General features: G+C 72.3%; 33 protein-coding genes. 4 read left to right on the forward strand and 29 right to left on the reverse strand.

Translation table 11 applies throughout. From position 1 onward, the window contains the following. Positions 1-3: 3 nt before the first annotated feature. The 12 genes from ACZ4W9_RS21000 to ACZ4W9_RS21055 form a co-directional block, all read right to left on the reverse strand. Positions 4-489, reverse strand: coding sequence for a hypothetical protein (locus ACZ4W9_RS21000; RefSeq protein WP_467937892.1), 486 nt, complete (start codon positions 487-489; stop codon positions 4-6). Positions 490-600: 111 nt separating this feature from the next. Then, positions 601-1,092, reverse strand: coding sequence for a hypothetical protein (locus ACZ4W9_RS21005; RefSeq protein ID WP_467937894.1), 492 nt, complete (start codon positions 1,090-1,092; stop codon positions 601-603). A gap of 73 nt (positions 1,093-1,165) precedes the next feature. Next, complete coding sequence (locus ACZ4W9_RS21010) at positions 1,166-1,312, reverse strand: hypothetical protein (protein ID WP_467937896.1); 147 nt, start codon at positions 1,310-1,312, stop codon at positions 1,166-1,168. Between the two features lie 78 nt (positions 1,313-1,390). Then, positions 1,391-2,212: a hypothetical protein gene (locus ACZ4W9_RS21015; protein WP_467937898.1), complete on the reverse strand. Its 822-nt coding sequence runs from the start codon at positions 2,210-2,212 to the stop codon at positions 1,391-1,393. Further along, complete coding sequence (locus ACZ4W9_RS21020; protein WP_467937900.1) at positions 2,209-2,787, reverse strand: hypothetical protein; 579 nt, start codon at positions 2,785-2,787, stop codon at positions 2,209-2,211. Before ACZ4W9_RS21020 ends, ACZ4W9_RS21015 begins: the two co-directional genes overlap by 4 nt. Next, the gene (locus tag ACZ4W9_RS21025) at positions 2,784-3,359 is read right to left on the reverse strand and encodes a hypothetical protein (protein ID WP_467937902.1); all 576 of its coding nucleotides are present in this window, start codon (positions 3,357-3,359) and stop codon (positions 2,784-2,786) included. Before ACZ4W9_RS21025 ends, ACZ4W9_RS21020 begins: the two co-directional genes overlap by 4 nt. Beyond that, the gene (locus ACZ4W9_RS21030) at positions 3,356-3,646 is read right to left on the reverse strand and encodes a hypothetical protein (RefSeq protein ID WP_467937904.1); all 291 of its coding nucleotides are present in this window, start codon (positions 3,644-3,646) and stop codon (positions 3,356-3,358) included. Before ACZ4W9_RS21030 ends, ACZ4W9_RS21025 begins: the two co-directional genes overlap by 4 nt. Before the next feature lie 12 nt (positions 3,647-3,658). After that, a complete protein-coding gene (locus tag ACZ4W9_RS21035) occupies positions 3,659-3,850 on the reverse strand; it encodes a hypothetical protein (protein ID WP_467937906.1) in 192 nt (63 codons plus the stop codon). Beyond that, positions 3,811-4,320 carry a hypothetical protein gene (locus ACZ4W9_RS21040; protein ID WP_467937908.1) on the reverse strand — a complete coding sequence of 170 codons (510 nt, stop codon included), beginning with the start codon at positions 4,318-4,320 and terminating at the stop codon, positions 3,811-3,813. The genes ACZ4W9_RS21035 and ACZ4W9_RS21040 overlap by 40 nt, the downstream gene beginning before the upstream one ends. Positions 4,321-4,491: 171 nt before the next feature. Next, complete coding sequence (locus ACZ4W9_RS21045) at positions 4,492-5,616, reverse strand: hypothetical protein (RefSeq protein ID WP_467937910.1); 1,125 nt, start codon at positions 5,614-5,616, stop codon at positions 4,492-4,494. A gap of 150 nt (positions 5,617-5,766) precedes the next feature. Further along, a complete protein-coding gene (locus ACZ4W9_RS21050; RefSeq protein ID WP_467937912.1) occupies positions 5,767-5,913 on the reverse strand; it encodes a hypothetical protein in 147 nt (48 codons plus the stop codon). Beyond that, positions 5,910-6,248 (reverse strand): zinc finger domain-containing protein, encoded by a 339-nt coding sequence (locus tag ACZ4W9_RS21055; RefSeq protein ID WP_467937914.1) that lies wholly within the window; start codon positions 6,246-6,248, stop codon positions 5,910-5,912. Before ACZ4W9_RS21055 ends, ACZ4W9_RS21050 begins: the two co-directional genes overlap by 4 nt. 194 nt (positions 6,249-6,442) lie before the next feature. On the opposite strand from ACZ4W9_RS21055, the gene ACZ4W9_RS21060 reads away from it, so the two are divergent. Together ACZ4W9_RS21060 and ACZ4W9_RS21065 are read left to right on the forward strand one after the other, a co-directional pair. Beyond that, the gene (locus ACZ4W9_RS21060; protein WP_467937916.1) at positions 6,443-6,724 is read left to right on the forward strand and encodes a hypothetical protein; all 282 of its coding nucleotides are present in this window, start codon (positions 6,443-6,445) and stop codon (positions 6,722-6,724) included. Between the two features lie 118 nt (positions 6,725-6,842). After that, positions 6,843-7,067, forward strand: a complete 225-nt coding sequence (locus tag ACZ4W9_RS21065) for a hypothetical protein (protein ID WP_467937919.1) — start codon at positions 6,843-6,845, stop codon at positions 7,065-7,067. Positions 7,068-7,085: 18 nt separating this feature from the next. Here the strand turns inward: ACZ4W9_RS21065 and ACZ4W9_RS21070 are convergent, their stop codons facing one another. Continuing rightward, positions 7,086-7,256: a hypothetical protein gene (locus tag ACZ4W9_RS21070; RefSeq protein ID WP_467937921.1), complete on the reverse strand. Its 171-nt coding sequence runs from the start codon at positions 7,254-7,256 to the stop codon at positions 7,086-7,088. A gap of 21 nt (positions 7,257-7,277) precedes the next feature. Further along, the gene (locus tag ACZ4W9_RS21075; RefSeq protein ID WP_467937923.1) at positions 7,278-7,475 is read right to left on the reverse strand and encodes a hypothetical protein; all 198 of its coding nucleotides are present in this window, start codon (positions 7,473-7,475) and stop codon (positions 7,278-7,280) included. Between the two features lie 59 nt (positions 7,476-7,534). Between ACZ4W9_RS21075 and ACZ4W9_RS21080 the strand changes: the two genes are divergently transcribed. Both ACZ4W9_RS21080 and ACZ4W9_RS21085 read left to right on the forward strand, forming a co-directional pair. Beyond that, complete coding sequence (locus ACZ4W9_RS21080) at positions 7,535-7,750, forward strand: hypothetical protein (RefSeq protein WP_467937926.1); 216 nt, start codon at positions 7,535-7,537, stop codon at positions 7,748-7,750. Positions 7,751-7,774: 24 nt separating this feature from the next. Then, complete coding sequence (locus ACZ4W9_RS21085; protein ID WP_467937928.1) at positions 7,775-8,398, forward strand: hypothetical protein; 624 nt, start codon at positions 7,775-7,777, stop codon at positions 8,396-8,398. 153 nt (positions 8,399-8,551) lie between these two features. Here ACZ4W9_RS21085 and ACZ4W9_RS21090 read toward each other — a convergent pair whose 3' ends face one another. The 15 genes from ACZ4W9_RS21090 to ACZ4W9_RS21160 form a co-directional block, all read right to left on the reverse strand. Beyond that, positions 8,552-8,779, reverse strand: a complete 228-nt coding sequence (locus tag ACZ4W9_RS21090) for a hypothetical protein (RefSeq protein WP_467937930.1) — start codon at positions 8,777-8,779, stop codon at positions 8,552-8,554. Next, positions 8,776-9,531 (reverse strand): hypothetical protein, encoded by a 756-nt coding sequence (locus ACZ4W9_RS21095; RefSeq protein WP_467937932.1) that lies wholly within the window; start codon positions 9,529-9,531, stop codon positions 8,776-8,778. Before ACZ4W9_RS21095 ends, ACZ4W9_RS21090 begins: the two co-directional genes overlap by 4 nt. Positions 9,532-9,629: 98 nt before the next feature. Next, positions 9,630-9,866 carry a hypothetical protein gene (locus ACZ4W9_RS21100; protein ID WP_467937934.1) on the reverse strand — a complete coding sequence of 79 codons (237 nt, stop codon included), beginning with the start codon at positions 9,864-9,866 and terminating at the stop codon, positions 9,630-9,632. Continuing rightward, on the reverse strand, positions 9,863-10,063 hold the full coding sequence (locus ACZ4W9_RS21105) for a hypothetical protein (RefSeq protein ID WP_467937936.1): 201 nt from the start codon (positions 10,061-10,063) through the stop codon (positions 9,863-9,865). Before ACZ4W9_RS21105 ends, ACZ4W9_RS21100 begins: the two co-directional genes overlap by 4 nt. Then, positions 10,063-10,308 (reverse strand): hypothetical protein, encoded by a 246-nt coding sequence (locus ACZ4W9_RS21110; protein ID WP_467937938.1) that lies wholly within the window; start codon positions 10,306-10,308, stop codon positions 10,063-10,065. Before ACZ4W9_RS21110 ends, ACZ4W9_RS21105 begins: the two co-directional genes overlap by 1 nt. Then, entirely contained in the window at positions 10,305-11,177 is an 873-nt protein-coding gene (locus ACZ4W9_RS21115; protein ID WP_467937940.1) for a hypothetical protein, read from the reverse strand. The genes ACZ4W9_RS21110 and ACZ4W9_RS21115 overlap by 4 nt, the downstream gene beginning before the upstream one ends. Before the next feature lie 2 nt (positions 11,178-11,179). Beyond that, entirely contained in the window at positions 11,180-11,644 is a 465-nt protein-coding gene (locus ACZ4W9_RS21120) for a hypothetical protein (RefSeq protein ID WP_467937942.1), read from the reverse strand. After that, positions 11,641-11,811, reverse strand: a complete 171-nt coding sequence (locus tag ACZ4W9_RS21125) for a hypothetical protein (protein WP_467937944.1) — start codon at positions 11,809-11,811, stop codon at positions 11,641-11,643. The genes ACZ4W9_RS21120 and ACZ4W9_RS21125 overlap by 4 nt, the downstream gene beginning before the upstream one ends. Beyond that, on the reverse strand, positions 11,808-11,954 hold the full coding sequence (locus ACZ4W9_RS21130; protein ID WP_467937946.1) for a hypothetical protein: 147 nt from the start codon (positions 11,952-11,954) through the stop codon (positions 11,808-11,810). The genes ACZ4W9_RS21125 and ACZ4W9_RS21130 overlap by 4 nt, the downstream gene beginning before the upstream one ends. Next, positions 11,951-12,307, reverse strand: coding sequence for a hypothetical protein (locus ACZ4W9_RS21135; RefSeq protein ID WP_467937949.1), 357 nt, complete (start codon positions 12,305-12,307; stop codon positions 11,951-11,953). Before ACZ4W9_RS21135 ends, ACZ4W9_RS21130 begins: the two co-directional genes overlap by 4 nt. A gap of 109 nt (positions 12,308-12,416) precedes the next feature. Continuing rightward, a complete protein-coding gene (locus ACZ4W9_RS21140) occupies positions 12,417-12,614 on the reverse strand; it encodes a hypothetical protein (protein WP_467937951.1) in 198 nt (65 codons plus the stop codon). Further along, positions 12,611-13,261 (reverse strand): hypothetical protein, encoded by a 651-nt coding sequence (locus ACZ4W9_RS21145; protein WP_467937953.1) that lies wholly within the window; start codon positions 13,259-13,261, stop codon positions 12,611-12,613. The genes ACZ4W9_RS21140 and ACZ4W9_RS21145 overlap by 4 nt, the downstream gene beginning before the upstream one ends. A gap of 82 nt (positions 13,262-13,343) precedes the next feature. Continuing rightward, positions 13,344-13,898, reverse strand: a complete 555-nt coding sequence (locus ACZ4W9_RS21150) for an Lsr2 family DNA-binding protein (RefSeq protein ID WP_467937955.1) — start codon at positions 13,896-13,898, stop codon at positions 13,344-13,346. 70 nt (positions 13,899-13,968) lie between these two features. Then, complete coding sequence (locus ACZ4W9_RS21155; RefSeq protein WP_467937957.1) at positions 13,969-14,331, reverse strand: hypothetical protein; 363 nt, start codon at positions 14,329-14,331, stop codon at positions 13,969-13,971. A 531-nt stretch (positions 14,332-14,862) separates the two neighbouring features. Beyond that, positions 14,863-16,452, reverse strand: a complete 1,590-nt coding sequence (locus ACZ4W9_RS21160) for a DnaB-like helicase N-terminal domain-containing protein (protein ID WP_467937959.1) — start codon at positions 16,450-16,452, stop codon at positions 14,863-14,865. Positions 16,453-16,465 lie beyond the last annotated feature (13 nt).

Raw genomic sequence — 16,465 nt, forward strand, 5'->3', positions numbered from 1 at the left:
GAATCAGGACTCGGACGCGGTGGCCTTCTTCAGCGCGGCCACCAGCTGCGTACGCCGGTCCTTGTCCGTGAGCGCCTGGTCCCGGGCGGTCCAGGCGAGCGCGAACCGTCCGACCTGCCGCCAGTCGCCCTGCTTCTTCATCTCCGCCACCCAGTGAGCGGCGATGGCCGGCGTCTGGAACTCGTAGATGCTCACCGTGTCCGTGGTGATGAGCTGCGAGCAGTCGTTCGCGCTGGGCTCCTTGCCGGCGGCCTTGTTGGAGCAGGCCGTCGTGTTGTCGCTCGGGTTGCCCAGGGTGGTGACGCCGGTCGCGTCGGCGAGCTTGTCGGCGGCCTGCTTGGCGGTGAGCCGGGCCAGCTCGGCGGGTGCCTTGCTCGCGGTGTGGGTGGCCTTCGGCTTGTCGGCCGAGCTGGTGTCGTCGCCGTTGCAGGCGGTGAGGCTGAGGAGCGCGGTGGCGAGGAGGCCGGCGGCGGTGATGCGGGTGTTCATGTCCCCCCTAGGACGGTGTGGCTGAGGGGCCATGATGCCGGATCTGGTGCGTCTGTTTCCGGGCATGCCAGATCTGCGGCCTATGGTGGAGCATGATCGCGTTGAATGCAACTACCGGTAGATTTTGCGGAGGCGCAGTGCCAGTTCCTCTTGTGCTGCACTGAGCAGCTCAGAAACGTCTCCCAACTGCTGTGCAGTGTCGTCCTCCGACCAAGACAGCCTCGACAGATCGGTCATGGCGCGGCCAACGAGTTGGCGGAGGGCGTCGTCAAGAATGAGCCCTTGGAGGCGTTCCATCTCTCGCGACTCCTGTTGGTACGCCTGCCTCTGGTCGTCTGCGAGCTCAGGATTGACCCTGTGGAGGTGGCAGAACAGGGCAGCGTGATACAGCCTGGCCAGGCATTGGCTCGCCTCGGCCAGATGCGTCAGCTCAAAGGATTCCCGTCGGTCGAGACGCGCCTGCTCACGTTCCAGCTCCCGTATTTTCACCTCTCGCTGGAGTGCAGCCTTCTCTCTGCGTGACTCACTCAGCTGGTTGAGCCATGCGCCGAGGACGAGGGATATGACGGGCAGTACGGCGGTGATGGTCCACTTCCAGTCCACGCGGGGCAGAGTACGACGAAGGCCCCGCCGTCACGGGGGGAACGGCGGGGCCTGGTCTCAGTGTGGCAGGCGGTCAGCTCTGAGGCGGCGTCTTCCGCTCGCCCGGGACCGGCTTCTTACCGACTTTCAACCAGCCGCCGCGCGACGCCTGATACGTCGTCTCGTGGTCTTTCAGCCGCGAGTCGTTCGGCTGCGGAGGCTTCTTCCAACCGAGTGCCATGATGACGGTCTCCTGTCTCCTGTGCGGGATGGGGACCGGGGCGGCCGTTCGCCTGGCAGCTAGCCGGCCGCCCCGGGGCTATCGGGTGACGGTGCCTCGTCGGCGGTGGGTGTCGGCGAGGTCGTAGATGACCAGTCCGCCATCGGTGCGCCGTACATCGATCCCCTCTCGGGGCCCCTCTTGGGATCTGTCGTCGTCGTTGTCGTCGGCGGGCTGACCTGCACCGACGACACTCCACGAGAGGGCAGGAGGCGGAGGGGAGGGGATCTCGTCCCCGCGCAGCCCGGCCGACGCCGACCGGCCCGGCATCCTCACGTCCTTCACAGGCCACCCCATCCCGGCCGCCGTGGCACGCACCGCGTCGGTGGTGGTGCCGAGGTGGTCGGCGAGGGGCCGCAGCTGGGCGTGCGGGGAGCCGATGTCCAGGACCGCAGCGACGAGCGCGGAGGGGGAGACGGGCGGCGGCCCGGCGGGGGCTCGCTCGGCGGCCGGCGTCGGCTGCTCGGCGTCGGCCTGCTCGCCCTCATCCGAGCTCTCGTCGGCGGGCGCCGGGGACGGCTGCCAGTCGGCATGGCCGGCGCGGTAGGCCGCGCCGATCCACACGGCCGAGCAGACGGCCAGCAGCCACCCCCAGGCGCCGGACTCGATCCGGTGATACGCCCAGCCGCCGACCTTGACGCCGCCCTTGCGGAGGATCCAGACGGCGGCGGCCAGCAGCGCCAGGCGGAACGCCTTGTCGAACCCGGACGACGCCTCCCCCACCCACGCCCGGGCGCGCCGGATCGTGCGGCGCAGTCGCCGGATGGTGCGCCGCGCCCGGTCAGCGGCCAGCCGTGGGCTACCGATGGAGACTCGGTCGACGGCCGCGCGGAGCCACTGGGCGGTGGTCGGGGCGCTCATACCAGCGTCCCGTGCGTGATCGAGTCGAACAGGTAGTGGCCGAACCCGTTGGTGTTACCGACGACGAGCTGTGCCACAACGGCGGCCATGCCGGTGCTGAAGCACAGCAGGGCGCCGGTGGTGACGCCCTTCCACCACTTCCCCTTGACCACCTTGGTGATCTGCTTTCGCATCAGCCACAGGACGATGACCAGGGCGGTGACGATCGTCGCGCCGTATCCGTCGAGGGTGGGTGCGGACGCGGTGGCGATGGTGGCGGGGTCCTGCCCGGTGATGAAGCCCATGACGCTGCCGCCGACGCCGTTGCCGCCCCAGCGTAGGATCCCGGCCAGGTCGCCGAGCGCGCCGGCGGGGCAGGCGACCATGAGGATGCCGAAGGTCAGGCCGGCCCAGTACGGGACGAGCGCCTTGGGGTCCCGGCCGCCTCCCCCACCCGGGCCGCCGCCTGCGCCGCCCTTGTACCAGCGCCAGTGCTCGGTGCCGAGGAGAGCGAGGCCGACGGCGGCTCCGGCCGTGGTGACGGTGGTGGTGGTGAACTGGCTTGTCCCAGCTGCGAGGACGAGCGCGGTGCTCATGGACGGACTCCAGTCAGGATGATCACGAGGGAGTACAGGGGCAGGGTGAGGGCGGTCGCCTCAGCCGTCGCGTACAGCGCGAGCCGGGCGACCGTGGCGCGGATCCGCGGGCCCCACAGGTCCGGGTCAGCGTGCCGGGCCTGGATCCGAGCCGCGTTGTCCCACCACGCAACCGTGGCCAAAGGGATGACGGCCATAACCCAGGCGCCGGCCAGCGACATGTCGGCGCGGACGTCCGCAAGGACCCACGCCCAGGGCCCGGACAGCGGGAACGCGCAGGCGCACATGACGGCGTGGTAGCCCCAGCGGATCCGGCGCCACCACGGCGGAGCCGGGGGCGGGGGCGGAGGCCCGGAGTCGATGGTCACGGTGACGTGGACGTCGACCGGGATCGGCTGGGGCGGTACGGCCGGGCGGGGCAGGTCCCGCCACCAGTCCGGCTCGGGGCCCGGGCCAGCCGGGGCGGGCGGGAGCGGGGGCAGGGGCGGGGGCGGGGGCGGCGTGCCCGGGGTGGGCAGCGGCTCTCCTGCGGGGATCACCCGGGTCGGGGTGGTCGGGCGGCGGTCGCTCACAGCGCCACCCCCGCGCAGGTCAGCGCGACGACCGCCGTGGCGGCCCAGGCGGTGGCCACCCAGACCCGACCGCCGTCGTAGGCGCGGAGGGCGGCACCGATCGAGCCGACGCCGACCACGATTCCGAGCGGCGGGAAGATCGCCATGATGGCCACGAGCAGGCAGGGCAGGCTGGCGGTGACACCGAGGCCGGCCAGAGCTGCGGTGAGCCATCCGTGGCGGTGGTGGAGGAGCCAGGCTGTGGCCGCGCCGATCGCGAGGCCAGCCAGGCAGAGGGCAAGGAACATGGTCCTTCGGTCCTAGTGGAGGACGGCCGCGGCGAGCGCGGCGACGGTGAGGATCAGGGCGCAGGTCCCGGTGGCGGGCGGAACGGCGCGGGGGTCGACCAGGGCCAGGCCGATGAGCCCGGCCCCGGTGGCGACGAAGAAGAAGAGCGCGGTGGCGAGCGGCATCAGCTGCTGCCCTTGAGCCGTACCGGCTGGATCTGCCATGCCACCTCGGTGGCGGGCGACGGGGTGCCGCCCTGGGTGAACCAGCCGTCCCGCGGCGCTCCTTCGCGCTCGGCGGCCAGCTCGGCGGCCTCCCGATTGGTGTGGACGCTGTGGAACTGGCCGCGCCGCAGCAGGATGAACACGTGCTGCTGCGCGGTGGCCGTCTTCCGGGCCTGGCGGAGCAGCATCCGCAGAACGGCGCGGTCCTCGGTGTCGAGCAGGTCCTGGGCGCGCAGGGCCTTCAGCTCGCCCTCGGCGCGGGCGGCGTCGGCGATGCTGCGGGCGTGCGCGTCGCGCAGTTCCTCCAGGGCGGTCTCCGCTCGGATCGCGGAGTCGGCGGCGGTCTTGGCTTCCCGCCGGTACTGCTCGGCCAGGCTGCGGGCGGTCTCGGCCGCGGTCTCGGCGGCGGCCAGGTCGGTGCGCAGCGTGCGCAGCGTGCGCAGCGTTCGGGTACGGACAACGGCGATCATGAGCGTCCTCGGAAGTCTGGGAGTCCAGATGGCGGGGCAGGTCGGGGTCTGCTCGCCGGGTCTGCACGGTCTGCTCGCCGGTCGCTCGCCGTTCCTGGGTGACTGCTTCCGGCAGTCGCAGCGAGGGCCAGAACCAGGGGTGCTGGCGCTCACTGGTGGTGCCGGACGCTGCTACTCGCCCGCGGGGGTGGTCTCCTCGTGCGTGAGGAGGGCGCCCCACGCGCGGCGCACGCGCTCCTCGCTGCCGACCCATCCGGCGTCACGGAACTCCCGCAGCGCCTGCCGGTAGGAGCGGGGCGGGTCATCGGCGTAGCGCAGGTGACGCAGGACGACGTCGAGTTGCTCGTCCGAGAGCTGCTCGCCCGGGACGGGGGTCGGGACGCCCGAGACGGCGGCGAGGTCGGCGAGCGTGATGGCGTGTCCCGCGGGTGTCTCGGCCGTGTCGGGAGCGGGGCCGGTTGGGGCGCTGACCTGCGCGTCGGCACCCGGGACGGGCTGCGTCTCGGCCGTGTCGGGGGCAGGCTTCGGGGCCGGTTCCTCGGCGGGCTCCGGGGCGGTGCCGGGGCGGTCCGTGCCGGTGGTCAGGGCGGGTGTCTCGGGCGCCGAGACGGCCAGGGTCAGGGGCCGTGACGCGAACGCTGCGGCCAGCTCGCCGTGCGCCTCGTCGGACTTCCGGAGCCGCTCCTCCGCTTTCGCGCGGGCCTTGGCGATGCGGGCCTCCGCCTTCGTGAGGGTCTCCGCGCGGGCGATCTGCCGCGCCATCTCGCCGAGGTGGCCGGCGGTCTCGGTGAGCACGTCCGTGATCGCGGTCGAGCGCAGGTGCCGGGCGTCGGCCGCCGCGAGGGCGCGGGCGTTGCGGTCCGCGGCGGACTGCTCGGCGATCTGGTCGGCGGTGGCGTGGTCGGCGAGGCAGTGGGTGGTGAACAGGCGGAGGCCCATGAACGCGGCGGCAGCGACGGGTACGAACGCGAACACCTTGGCGTGGCCGAGGATGAGCAGGGTGCTGGTGGAGACTCCGAGCGCGACGGCGGACAGGCCGAGCATGACGGCCGTGCCGATGCGGGAGCGCTGCCGGATCGCGGCCTCGCTCATGCGGAGCGAGCCGATCCACAGGGCGTCGTAGACGAGGGCGATGGACCATCCGGCGATCAGGCCGAGCTTGCCGTGGAGGCCGAGCATGGGGCCGAGCTGACCGCCGACGGTGATGGCGACGAGGGCGAGCGCGGCGAGGGTGAGGAGCTTCTCAACGATGGCGAACACGTCGAGCCGCGCCGCGGTGGCACGGAGGCGTTTCATCGGAGTCCTTCCGAAGAAGTGCCGGCCCCCGCGGACGGAGGGGTTGGGGTGCGGGGGCCGGCGGTCTGGTGGGTCAGTGGAGGTGGCGGCCGAGGTAGATGGCGCCGAGGATCAGCGGCCAGGCCATGGCGAAGAGGTAGAGGGCGCGCATCATGCGCTGTCCTTCCAGCCGAGGCGCTCGCGGATGTCGGCGGCCTGGGCGTAGTCCTGCTGGCACGCGGCAGGGGTGGCAGGCTCGGCGAGGATCGGGCTCGGCTGCGGGGTCAGATCCGGCTGCTCGGGCTGCTGCTCGCTCATGCGGCCACCGCCTGGCGGGGCAGGGTGCGTGCGGCGTAGGTGGCGAGCAGGGCCTCCTCGGCCTTGCGGTCAATGCCGTTCGACCACCACTTGCCGTGCGCCTGCGCCTCGCGGAGGACGGTGGCGCGGTGCTGGGTGATGCCGGCGGCGTCCTTGACCGCCTCGATGCGGCGGCCGTGCGGCTCGCGGGCGGGCTTACCGGCGCGGGTGGTGCAGCGGGCACCCTTCGTGACGAGGCAGGCCGGGCAGCTGACGGTGTTGACGAGCGCGGCGAGGGTGAGGGGAGCGGCTGCGGGGCTGGGCTGTTGCTGGGCCGTGCGGATACCGTGTTCCACGGTCGTTTCTCCTGGTCGCTCAGGGGATCCGGCACCCCGGCCCACACGGAGCGGCAACTCCGGGCCGGGGCTTTGTTGTTGATCACGGCTGGAGGGGGCCCTCCGAACCGTTGTGTAGGAAGCTACACGCCGTGTAGGTTCCTACACAAGACGGTTAGGAAGATCCGCCTCCCGAGCCCCGGGAAGGGACGGACATGGACGACCGGGCGGAGGAGGTGCAGCGCGTGCTGGACGCTATCGACGCGCTCACGGCGGGGGAGTCCCCCGAGGCGCGGGCCAGAAGGCTGACCGAGCTGCTGAAGGTGGTCGGCGAGAAGGTCCGGCGCGAGCGCCGTGAGGCCGTGCTGGAGATGGTGGAGCGCGGCATGAGCTACCGGCAGATCGGCGACGAGATCGGTGTCAGCTTCGGGCGGGTCCGGCAGATCATCGCGGACGACCCGGACGCGACCGGGAAAGCGGAGGCGTCGGATGGATGAGCTGGTGCGGCGGCCCGGCTACCGCGAGGAGTGGCGACCGTAGCCGCGCCGCCCGTTCAGCCCCCGTCTCGCGCGCCGAGGCGGGGGCCTGATCATGTCCCGACCTAAGATCCGCTCCGTGGACCTACCCGATGATCTGATCGCACTGGAGCGCGCCGCCGAGGAGCAGCGCGCGAAGCTGGCCGGCCTTGACGGCGCCGAGTACGACGCGCAGCGCCAGGCGTGGCGGGAGGCTGCCGCGGCGGCGCATGCGGCGATCACCGACCATGCCACGGCGAGCGGGCAGTCGCGGTACGACGTGGAGATGGCGGTGAAGCGGGCGGTCCGGCACGCGGCGGGCTGACGTCGGGCCGGCCTCGGGTCAGCGGGTCGAGATGCGGTACTCCCCGACCCTCGGCATCACGCGGAAGAAGTCGACCAGGCGCTGCCCGGCCTCCGCTGCTGAGGGCTGGGACGCTGTCAGAGGCGCGGGCTTGTGCCGCTCCAGGTGCCGGCGGGCGCGAGCGGGGTTCGGGTACGGGCGGTGGGCCATGACGCTCAGGATGGCAGACGGTCACGGCTCCTCGGGCCACGTCGTCAGCACCGCGCCCGTCTCCTCGTCCACGAGGGTGACCCGGGCGTCGGGCATGCTGCCGTACTCGCCGATCCAGCGCCGGAACTTGTCCCGCGCAACGTCATCGCGACCCCACCAGCCGTGCACGACGGGGCGCCCCTCCGAGGTCGCAGTCACGCGGTACCGGCCGCTGGCCATGCCGTCAGGATGGACCAGCTCGCCGTGCGGCGCAGGCGGGGCGCGCCCACCCTGGTGGCATGGCGTCCGACAGACCCGTGGTGATCTACCCGCCCGACGAGGAGGGCGGCCGCCGGGTGCGGGTCGACGGCAAGCTCCTGGGCCGGGCGTACAGCGTGCGGGACGTCACGGCGTTCATGCAGGAGGCCGGCCTGGAGGGCTGGGACGAGATGGACGTCGTCCGGTCGGCGCTGATCGAGTGGCGCGGTGGTGGGCCGGACGTGTGGCGGCTCTGAACGATCCCGCTACTCTCCCGACCCATGAGTATCCCGTGGGCGGACATAGGCGCCGTCTCCACCGCCGGCCTCAGCGCGATCGCCACCTGGGGCGCCTGGCTCGCAGCTCGCCGGTCGGCGAAGACCGCCGAGGCTGTGGCGCGCATCGAACGTCAGCGGTGGCACGCTGACCTCACGCCGCAGTTCGACATCAGCATCGAGCGCATCGAGAGCGGCCGTGCAACTCTCAGTGTCCGTCTCGTCGGTCCCTTGCCGCTGGGACGCCTTGACGAGATCGCGGTCCGGATCGTCAGCAGTGACGATATGGATCGCACGGCGCGGCTTCCCGGCGGACCTACCCAGGAGGAACTCGACGCTCAGGTCTGGGGTCCTTGCCGCTTCACCCATGGTGCAGATGGCGCTGACGTGAACGGGCAGACGGTTGCACCGTTCTCACTGGACGTCGGTACGGGGCGGCCGTTCAGCATCGAGTCGACGCGGCCTCCTCATTGGCAGGAAGACCCGCAAGCCGAACGTCAATGGCGCAGCAATTGGATCAATGCGCCGTTGCGGCTCGTGATCACTTGTAGGCGCGAAGAGTTCGAGCCCTGGGTGGTGCCCTGTGACGTGGAGGTTCCTACGACCGCGCGGGTTCGGTGGCTGGACTGAGGTCACGGCCCGCCGATCTTGAGGGACGGCGGGCCGCGTGCTGCTCGGGCGGCACAAGGGTCCCCATCCTCCGGCCGGAAGGCGGGCCCTCCGCAGAGCAGTGCACCTAGGACTGCCGCTCCGCGCCGGGCGTTGCACCCGGATGCCGTGCGGTCAGGATGTCACGGTTACCCATGCGACGACCGCCAAACTGGCCAGCAGCAGACACCAACCGGCCAGCCGGAACGCGAGCCGACTCCGGTCCCGAGCCTCCTCACGCCTCGTGCGTCCGCGCCGCGCCTCCTGCTCCTCGATGCGCCGCCGCAGCGTGAACTGTCGGACGTCGCGGATGCCGAGTGCTCTACGGACGGTGAACCGGATGCGGAGCCAGGCCAGCATCATGCCGCGGTCACCCCACCCTCGGCCCAGATCTGCCCGCAGCCGGTGCAGTGCGCGACCGGCACCCGGCCCTCCCCACCGTGCACGTCGATCAGACCGCCGCAGCCGTGCCGCTGCTCCAGGGTCCGGCGCTGCGCGGCGATGTCGAGGGCGCGCTCCAGGCGCTCGGCGGCGCCGGCCGCGACGACGCCGATCCGCCGCTCCTCGGCTTCGGTGAGCCGTCGGCACGGGCCCGGCGCGCGCTCGACCCGGGCCAGCAGCCACAGCGCGGCGTACGACGCGGTCCGGCGGCCGGTGTACCGCCAGCGGCGCGGGTCGCGCTGGTCGGCGAGCGCGAGCTGCTCGCGGCGGCGCCGGTCGGCGGCGGCGATATCGGCGTCGCGCTGGCTGGCGTACGGGTCGGTGGCCGTACGTCGGGCGGCCGGCGGGGTGATGGGTGCGCGCTGGACGGCGTGGGCGATGTCGTCGGCGCACGCGACCAGGGCGGCCTCGATGACGCGCATGGTGTCGAGGATGTGCAGCCGGACCGGGACAGGGCGGTCGCCGAGCTGGATCGGGTCGCGCTCCAGGGAGCGGAGGTAGGCGGCCTGGAGGCGTTCGTACTCGATCTGCTCGGCGTCGGCCTGGTCGAGGCGGGCGAGGTAGCCGCGGAGGCCGAGGCCGAAGGCGCCGTACTGGGTGGGCTGGCCGGCGGCGTCGGCGAGGTCGGCCCAGTGCAGGGCGATGGTGCGGAGGTGGGTGGCGGCGGTGCTCATCGTGGAGGCTCCTGTGGTGCTGCGGGGCGGTACGGTGATCAGCACCGAGGGGGCGCGCCAGGGTCTGGGGAGATCGTGGGCGCGCCCCTGTCGCGTGTTCAGCGACGTCGGGTCCAGCCGGGCACGGGCGGCCGGGCGCCGACCTGGGTCACGTAGTCGATGACGTCGCTGATCCGATCGGCTTCCGCTTCCCGGGCGTCGAGCGTGAGCTGGATCATGAGGTCCTGGAGGGCCGGGGCGGTGTGCTCGCCGATCTCGCCGACCTTGAAGAGGCGGCTGATGGGTCCGCCGTCGCGGTGGTGGCGGAGGATGCAGCGGACCTGGACGTCCTTCATGAGTGCTCCCTGTTGTGCGGGTGGGTGGTGTGGTGTTCGCGCTGCTCGAACAGGTCCCGCAGGGCCTGGTGCAGCTTCTGGTCGAGGACGGCGCGGCGGGCCTCGCGGCGGGTGGCGCGGGTCTCGGTGACGTGGCTGGCGAGGTACCAGCCGCCGATCTGCACGACCAGGACGACGGCGAGCTGCCAGGCGGGCATCAGCGCCTCCTCGGTGGCGGTCCGTACGGGGACTGCCAGGCGGGGCGGCTTGGGCGCGGACGTACACGGGGTTCACCGCGTTGGCGCTCGTACTCGGCGATCTGCATCCGGGCGAAGTCCACGACGGAGACGAGGACTACCTCGTTGAGGTCGAGTGGGGTCTTCTCGTGGAGTTCGACGGCGGCGATCCCGGGTACCTCGTGCCACTCGCCGTCCTCGCCGAGCAGCTCCAGGCGCGCGGTCACCGGTTCCTCGCGATCTCGCAGCGCCCGGTCTCGGTGTGCTGCTCGGCGCAGGCCGGCCCGCAGTGCTGCGCCAGCTCGGCCGTCCACGCGGCGATGTGCGCGTACTTGGCCTCGGTGGTGTGGCCGTCCCACAGGGCCCGGACGTCCAGGGGGCCGACACGCTCCACGTGCTCGAAGAGGTCGGCGTCCCGGGGTGCGATGTGCCACGAGCACTGCCGGCCGCCGAGGATGAGGTACACGATCTGCCAGCCCGGCTCGTCCACGTCCGGGGCGGCGGTGATGACCGCGCCGTCGGTGAGGGCAGCGAGGAGGGCAACAAGGTGCGCCCGCTCGCGGTACGCGCCGTCCCGCTCGGTCTCGGCCTGGTTGGCACGCGCGGCCTGGGCGTCCGCGTCGCAGGGCTCCAGGGCGCTGCCCGTGGCCATCTCCATCGTGGTGTCGATCAGCTTGACGATGTAGCTGGCGGCGAGGTCGGCGCTGCCGGCGCGGACCATGCCGTAGCGCAGGACGTGCAGGACCTGGTGGAGCTGGTCCCGCTCGTACTCGGCGGTGTGCCGGGCCTCGCCGACGTCGCGGAGTTCACGCTCGCGCTGCTGGGCGACGGCCTCCCAGTCGACGGGCGTCGGCTGCTCGCCGAGCTTGCCGTCGATGTACGCGCGGCCGACGGCGGCGGCCAGGCGCTGCTCCACGGTCTCGGCGGCCTGCTCGGCGGTGCCTCCGTCGAGGATCTCGATGGCCGAGGCGAGCCCGGTGAGCATGCCGGAGAGGAAGACCTGGGCGGGCGCGGCGGCGGGCTCGCCGAGGTGGCGCTTCATCTCGTCGGCGAGGGCCTTGATGTGGGTTCGGGTGTGCTGGTCGGTAGCTGGCATGGTCACTTCTCCTTGGGCTGGTCGAGGGCTGCGCGGAGGCGTTGACGCCAGTCGAGGGCTGATGGGTCTGCGAGGACGGCACGCACCCGGGCAAGCAAGGCCGGGTCGGGGAGACGTTTGTCGTGGTTCTCCAGCAGACAACGGTGGCCGCGGTTGAGAGCGGAAGCGGTGTCGCCGTACGGGTCGAGGATGGCCAGCGCTGCGCCGGCGAACTCGTTGATGAGGTCGATGACGTTCGGGGTCGGCATCTCTCCGTACTCGCGGAGGACGCGAAGCATGGAGGCGGCAACCTGGTCGCGCAGCGGGGACTCGGCGGGCGTGGTCGCTTCGGTTGACTGCTCGTCGGGCTGCGGCACGTAGTTCACGCCCCGCCAGTTGATGACCGCGCCGTCGTTGGTGACGAAGACGCGCGGGCCGAGAACGGTCACGTCGCCGTCCTGGTACGGGTACTGGAGCTGGTTGGTCACTTCTTCCTCCGTGCTGCGCGCTGCATGGCGCGGCGGGTCTCGCGGTTCGGGCGGGGGTCGGGGGTGTTGTCGTCCACCAGCTGCTCGTGGCGGACCAGGCGGTGGGTCCAGGTGGTGCCCGGGGCGGGCGTGTGCTCGCCCCGGGGTGTGCTGGACGGGCCGGTCACCGTGCGTCCCGGTGGCGGGCGCGGATGCTGCGGACGGTGTCGGTGAGGGTGGTGATGCCGGCGGCGAGGAGGCAGAGGCAGCCGACGCCGCCGCAGGCGAGGGCCGCGAGCACGAGCACGCCGGGCGCCGCGGGGAGGCTCACGAGACTGCCCCGTCCCGCCGCGCCGCCGGACTGCGGCTGTCGATGTCCGTGACGATGGCCTGGCAGACGGCGGCGATCTGGACGACCTCGGCCCGGAGCTTGGCCATGTCCCGTTCGGCGCCGGCCTCGTACGCCTCCTCGAGGAGGATCGTCATCCAGCAGATCTGGTTGGGGTCCGCGTTGGTTTCGCGCATGGCCTGGGCCAGCTGCTCGAACAGGTGCTGGTTGCTGGGGCCGCGCAGGATCGGGTGGCGCTGGTCGCCCCACTTCACCAGTTGACGCTGGCGTTCGGCGTCGACCTCTTCGGCGAAGTTGCGCATGCCGGGGGTGGTGAAGAGTGCGGGGTAGCTCACGTGGTCTGGTCCTTCCGGGTGTGGGTGGCGCGTCGTGGGACGTACAGCCAGTGGGCGCAGAGCACGCCTGAGGTGCTGGCGACGAGCACGACGTAGGCGAGGACGGCGGTCACAGGTACGCCCCGGTGAGCGGGATGGTGGTCATCGTGTAGAGCTGGCGGAGGGTGGCGCGCTGGCCGCGGAGGTCGGAGCTGGGGCGGGTGCGGCGCGGTCGACGTCGGCGCCGGGTGCACCGGCAGCTGTCCTGCTGGGCGGTCGGGGTGTCGGCGGGGAGGAAGTGGCCGCGGGGGCAGCGGGGCCGGGTCATGGCTGCTGGTCTCCGTCCGTGCGGGCCAGGAGCTGCCAGGCCTGGCCGAGGTAGCGCTCGCGGTCGGCGTCCGGGAGCTGGTCGTACGGCGGCGTCCCCTCGGTGAGGGCGGCGGCGCCGGCGAGGAGGCGGGCGAGGGACTCGACGGTGAGGCCAGCCGGGCGCTGCTCGGCGGGAACGTCAGCCTGGGGCTGCTCGCCAGCCAGCCGACGCAGGTGGTCGACGGCGTCGCCAATCCCGTCCTCGTACCCGTCTTGCTCGGCAACGGCCCACCGTTCGAAGAACTCCGGCCGCCACACCTCCAGCACGTCGGCGGCCTCCAAAAGCCCGGCGGCCAGATGGTCGGGCGCGGGCAACACGGCCAGGACCGCGTCGGCGAGGGCGGCCGGCGTGAGCGTGCGGCACTCCTCCACGGCCTCGGTGATCCGCTGGCGCAGCGTGTCCCGGTCGGTGGCGGGCGCCGGGCCGGTAGACCAGATGGCCCGCTCCTCGTCGGCCAGCTTCATGGCCGCGTCCGCGCGGGCGTACCAGACAGCGCGGCGTAGCGGGCTCAGCGTCTCCCACGGGTGTCGGGTCGGCGTCACCTCCAGCGTGGCGTAGAGGGCCGCGGCGTACCGCTCGCGGCGGTCAGGGTCGGGCTGGTCCATCGGGACTCCAGGAGGTGGGTAGGGTCGGGGTTAACGGCCGCCCGGAACTCGACTCCGGGCGGCCGTCGTCGTGCCGGACAGCTCACGCCGAGGCGCTCTGTGGCTGGGCGGCGCGCCACGCGTCCACAACCGCCTTCGGCACCCGGCCGACCGGCGGGCAGTCCACGCCGGTCGCCGCGGCCCACGCCCGGACCTCGGCCGCCGGGTAGTCGACCGGCCGCCGGGTCTTCTTGGGCTTGGCCGGCTCCAGCTCGCCCTTCCGCGCCCGGATCTCCGCCAGGCGCTGCGCCAGCTGCTCCTCCTCGCTGGTGAGCGCGCTCAGCTCCCGGTCGGCGGCGAACCGCTGGCGCAGGCCGGCGAGCGCGATCCGCGCGCGGGCGGCCTGATCCTGGATCTCGGGGTCCTCGTGCTGGTCACCCCAGGCGAGGAGCTGGCCAACGGGCAGGCGCTCGGGGTCCGCGTCGGCCGCCGGCGGGCGCGCGGTGACGAGCGGCGGCAGCTGGGGCTCGGTGTGGATCGCGGTCATGGGCTCGGTGGCTCCTTTGTCGGTGAGGCGGAGGGTGTTGTGGCGGGCGGCGTCGGGGCCGCCCTGGCGGTCGATCTCGTCCAGGAGGCGGCGGAGGGCGGCGATGGTCATCAGCGGCCTGGGTGTCCTTCCTGGCTATGTCGCGCGGGGGCCGGTGGAACCGGATCGGCGGGGCGAGGGGCTACGTGGCAGCCGCGAAGAGGTCAAGCTGCTCGGTGTTGCGCGGTGCTGCGGTGGGCTGCGGTGTGGGCTGGTGGCAGTGGCAGTTGCACCAGACGCGGCACTGGCGGTCGGCGAGGTAGACGTCGGCGTTGCCGTAGAGGCGGAGGGAGCCCTTGCAGGGGAATGGGCCGAAGCCGCGGCCGATGACGGTCTCTCGTTCGGGGCACTGGTGGGTGATCCAGTAGTCGTGTCCGCAGTTGCTGTGCTCGCTGGTCGTGCAGGCGTTGGAGATGATCTGGCAGGGGCATCGGGTGGCGGTTGGTGGGATCTCTCGGGGGGTCAGGACGTGCTCCTGGACCCAGGCCGCCTGCTCGGGGGTCATGCGCTGTGCCTTTCGCGGTGGGTGGCGGGGCGTGTGGGGCGGGTGGTGCGCGACGCTCGTCCTCGTCCCCCTATAAGGCGGGGGACGAGGGACGAGGTCGCTGCGTCCTCGTCCCGACCTCGTCCGGGACGAGGTGGGACGAGGTCAAGCGATCAAGTGATGTGCTGGTGGGAGGGGGTGTGACCTCGTCCCGTGATGGTGTGTCAGGTCGGGACGAGGTGGCGACCAAGATCGGGACGAGGTCGGCAAGGCTGTGACCTGCGGGTTTTACTGACGCGTGATGTGCTGACGATTCGTCACGGGACGAGGTGGGACGAGGTGACTTGCGGGTAACTTGGGTGGGCTGGGAGACGGTGCAGGCGGGGGCGTCCGAGGGCCTGGTGACGGCCCACCCCGTCCGGATCTCCGGGACGAGGTCGGGACGAAGTCGGAACCCCCGTGACCTGCGGCAACGCTCCTTCCGTCCGGTGTCCGGGCAAGATCGGGACGAGGTCGTGGCGGGGCCCGGGACGAGGTGGAGGACGACGGCCGTCACGATGTGGCCTCCTCGGTCTGTCCGGGCTGGGGCAGGGTGTGCAGTGCGGCCCCGCGGGGGCCCTTCTCGGCGAGCACACGGCCGGCGTGGACGAGCCGGGTCAGGGCGCGGCGGGTGACGGAGGCCCGCCCCGGGATGAGGTCCTCCAGGGCGGCCTTGCTCATCGGCTCGGTGGCCTGCTGGAGCACGGCGAGGACCGCGGCCTCCCGCTCCCGGATGTCCGCCTCCTCCTGCGCGGCCTTGTCCTGCGTGGCGGCGGTCTCCTGCGGGTCTTCGGTCTGCTGAGCCGGGGGGTACAGGTGGGCTTCGGCGAACTCGGCGTCGGTGGAGCGGATGACGAGGTCGGCGAACCAGTGCATCGGGTTCCGGCCGCCGGGCAGGGCGTGCCGGCGGACCTGGGCGGGCCGGTCCTTGGCGATACGCAACCGGGAGCGGCCTTCGGTGTTGATGCCGAAGGGGCGGACGGCTTCGAGCATGTACTGGACGCCGTCGACGGCGTTGAGCTTGTGGACGCCGCCGAGGGCGTACCGGCCGCGGGACTCGTTGTTCTTGACGACGTGGTCGAGGGGGACGACGGCGGCGCCGGTGTCCGCCAGGGGCCGCAGGAGCATGCGGCCGAACTTGGCGATCTCGGTGTTCTCCTTCAGCTCCAGGCCGAGCATGACCATGGCCTCGGTGACGCCGTCCACGATGATCAGCGATGGGCCGAGGTCCCCGATGCGGCCGATGAACGCCTTGAGGGCGGCCGGGGTGGGGGTGGTGCCGGGGCGGACGTAGTGGAACTGCTGCGCGATGTCCCGGGGGTTGGCGCCGATGAGGAGGAGCCGGGAGACGACACCTTCCTCGGAGTCCTCGAAGTCGAGGTAGACGACGTGGTTGCCGCGGTTGATCTCGGTCAGGCAGGAGATGAGCGCCACCCAGGACTTGCCGGCCTCGGACTCGCCCTGGATGCCGTTGACGCGGCCCGGGTAGAACAGGCCGATCCCGTCGTCGCGGGCGCCGACGTTGGGCTGGGCGGGCTTGTGGGTGCCGTCGAGGACCGGGGTGAGGTCGGAGAACGACCAGCCGGTGTCATCGCTGCCGCGCGGGCCGGTGGCCTCGGTGGCGCGGGTGACGCGCTCACGGACGAGGTCGAGGACTTCGGCGAGGTCGCCCTCGCCCGAGCTGACGAGGCCGGCGGCGCGGTCGAGTTCTTCGAGGGCGCGGCGGCGGGCGGCGTGCTCGTGGACGATCTCCGCGTAGTGCTCGGCGTTGGCCGCCGTCGGGACGGTCTGGACGAGGCTGTGCAGATACGCGGCGCCGCCGACCTTGTTGATCTCGCCGCGCTTGGTCAGCTCGGCGGTGACGGTGACGGGGTCGACCTGTTCACCGCGGACGGCCATCGCGACGATCGCGTTGTAGATGGTCTCGTGGGCGGGGCGGTAGAAGTCCGGCCCTTCGAGGATCTCGATGACCTCGGTGATGGCGCGTTCGGAGAGCAGCATGCCGCCGAGCACGGACTGTTCGGCGTTGATGTCCTGGGGAGGAAGCCGCTTGAAGCCGTCGTTGTCCGCCGGGTTGCGCGGGAAGGGGCGGACGTTGTCCACGGTGGCGGTCTCC

The sequence above is a fragment of the Streptomyces sp. NPDC029296 genome, from assembly GCF_055569255.1.

Excerpts from the sequence above, each read along its gene's own strand:
- ACZ4W9_RS21000 (WP_467937892.1), bottom strand. The coding sequence starts at position 489 with ATGAACACCCGCATCACCGCCGCCGGCCTCCTCGCCACCGCGCTCCTC.
- ACZ4W9_RS21010 (WP_467937896.1), bottom strand. The coding sequence starts at position 1,312 with ATGGCACTCGGTTGGAAGAAGCCTCCGCAGCCGAACGACTCGCGGCTG.
- ACZ4W9_RS21015 (WP_467937898.1), bottom strand. The coding sequence starts at position 2,212 with ATGAGCGCCCCGACCACCGCCCAGTGGCTCCGCGCGGCCGTCGACCGA.
- ACZ4W9_RS21020 (WP_467937900.1), bottom strand. The coding sequence starts at position 2,787 with ATGAGCACCGCGCTCGTCCTCGCAGCTGGGACAAGCCAGTTCACCACC.
- ACZ4W9_RS21030 (WP_467937904.1), bottom strand. The coding sequence starts at position 3,646 with ATGTTCCTTGCCCTCTGCCTGGCTGGCCTCGCGATCGGCGCGGCCACA.
- ACZ4W9_RS21035 (WP_467937906.1), bottom strand. The coding sequence starts at position 3,850 with ATGGCAGATCCAGCCGGTACGGCTCAAGGGCAGCAGCTGATGCCGCTC.
- ACZ4W9_RS21040 (WP_467937908.1), bottom strand. The coding sequence starts at position 4,320 with ATGATCGCCGTTGTCCGTACCCGAACGCTGCGCACGCTGCGCACGCTG.
- ACZ4W9_RS21045 (WP_467937910.1), bottom strand. The coding sequence starts at position 5,616 with ATGAAACGCCTCCGTGCCACCGCGGCGCGGCTCGACGTGTTCGCCATC.
- ACZ4W9_RS21050 (WP_467937912.1), bottom strand. The coding sequence starts at position 5,913 with ATGAGCGAGCAGCAGCCCGAGCAGCCGGATCTGACCCCGCAGCCGAGC.
- ACZ4W9_RS21060 (WP_467937916.1), top strand. The coding sequence starts at position 6,443 with ATGGACGACCGGGCGGAGGAGGTGCAGCGCGTGCTGGACGCTATCGAC.
- ACZ4W9_RS21070 (WP_467937921.1), bottom strand. The coding sequence starts at position 7,256 with ATGGCCCACCGCCCGTACCCGAACCCCGCTCGCGCCCGCCGGCACCTG.
- ACZ4W9_RS21075 (WP_467937923.1), bottom strand. The coding sequence starts at position 7,475 with ATGGCCAGCGGCCGGTACCGCGTGACTGCGACCTCGGAGGGGCGCCCC.
- ACZ4W9_RS21080 (WP_467937926.1), top strand. The coding sequence starts at position 7,535 with ATGGCGTCCGACAGACCCGTGGTGATCTACCCGCCCGACGAGGAGGGC.
- ACZ4W9_RS21085 (WP_467937928.1), top strand. The coding sequence starts at position 7,775 with ATGAGTATCCCGTGGGCGGACATAGGCGCCGTCTCCACCGCCGGCCTC.
- ACZ4W9_RS21090 (WP_467937930.1), bottom strand. The coding sequence starts at position 8,779 with ATGATGCTGGCCTGGCTCCGCATCCGGTTCACCGTCCGTAGAGCACTC.
- ACZ4W9_RS21095 (WP_467937932.1), bottom strand. The coding sequence starts at position 9,531 with ATGAGCACCGCCGCCACCCACCTCCGCACCATCGCCCTGCACTGGGCC.
- ACZ4W9_RS21100 (WP_467937934.1), bottom strand. The coding sequence starts at position 9,866 with ATGAAGGACGTCCAGGTCCGCTGCATCCTCCGCCACCACCGCGACGGC.
- ACZ4W9_RS21105 (WP_467937936.1), bottom strand. The coding sequence starts at position 10,063 with ATGCCCGCCTGGCAGCTCGCCGTCGTCCTGGTCGTGCAGATCGGCGGC.
- ACZ4W9_RS21115 (WP_467937940.1), bottom strand. The coding sequence starts at position 11,177 with ATGCCAGCTACCGACCAGCACACCCGAACCCACATCAAGGCCCTCGCC.
- ACZ4W9_RS21140 (WP_467937951.1), bottom strand. The coding sequence starts at position 12,614 with ATGACCCGGCCCCGCTGCCCCCGCGGCCACTTCCTCCCCGCCGACACC.
- ACZ4W9_RS21145 (WP_467937953.1), bottom strand. The coding sequence starts at position 13,261 with ATGGACCAGCCCGACCCTGACCGCCGCGAGCGGTACGCCGCGGCCCTC.
- ACZ4W9_RS21150 (WP_467937955.1), bottom strand. The coding sequence starts at position 13,898 with ATGACCATCGCCGCCCTCCGCCGCCTCCTGGACGAGATCGACCGCCAG.
- ACZ4W9_RS21155 (WP_467937957.1), bottom strand. The coding sequence starts at position 14,331 with ATGACCCCCGAGCAGGCGGCCTGGGTCCAGGAGCACGTCCTGACCCCC.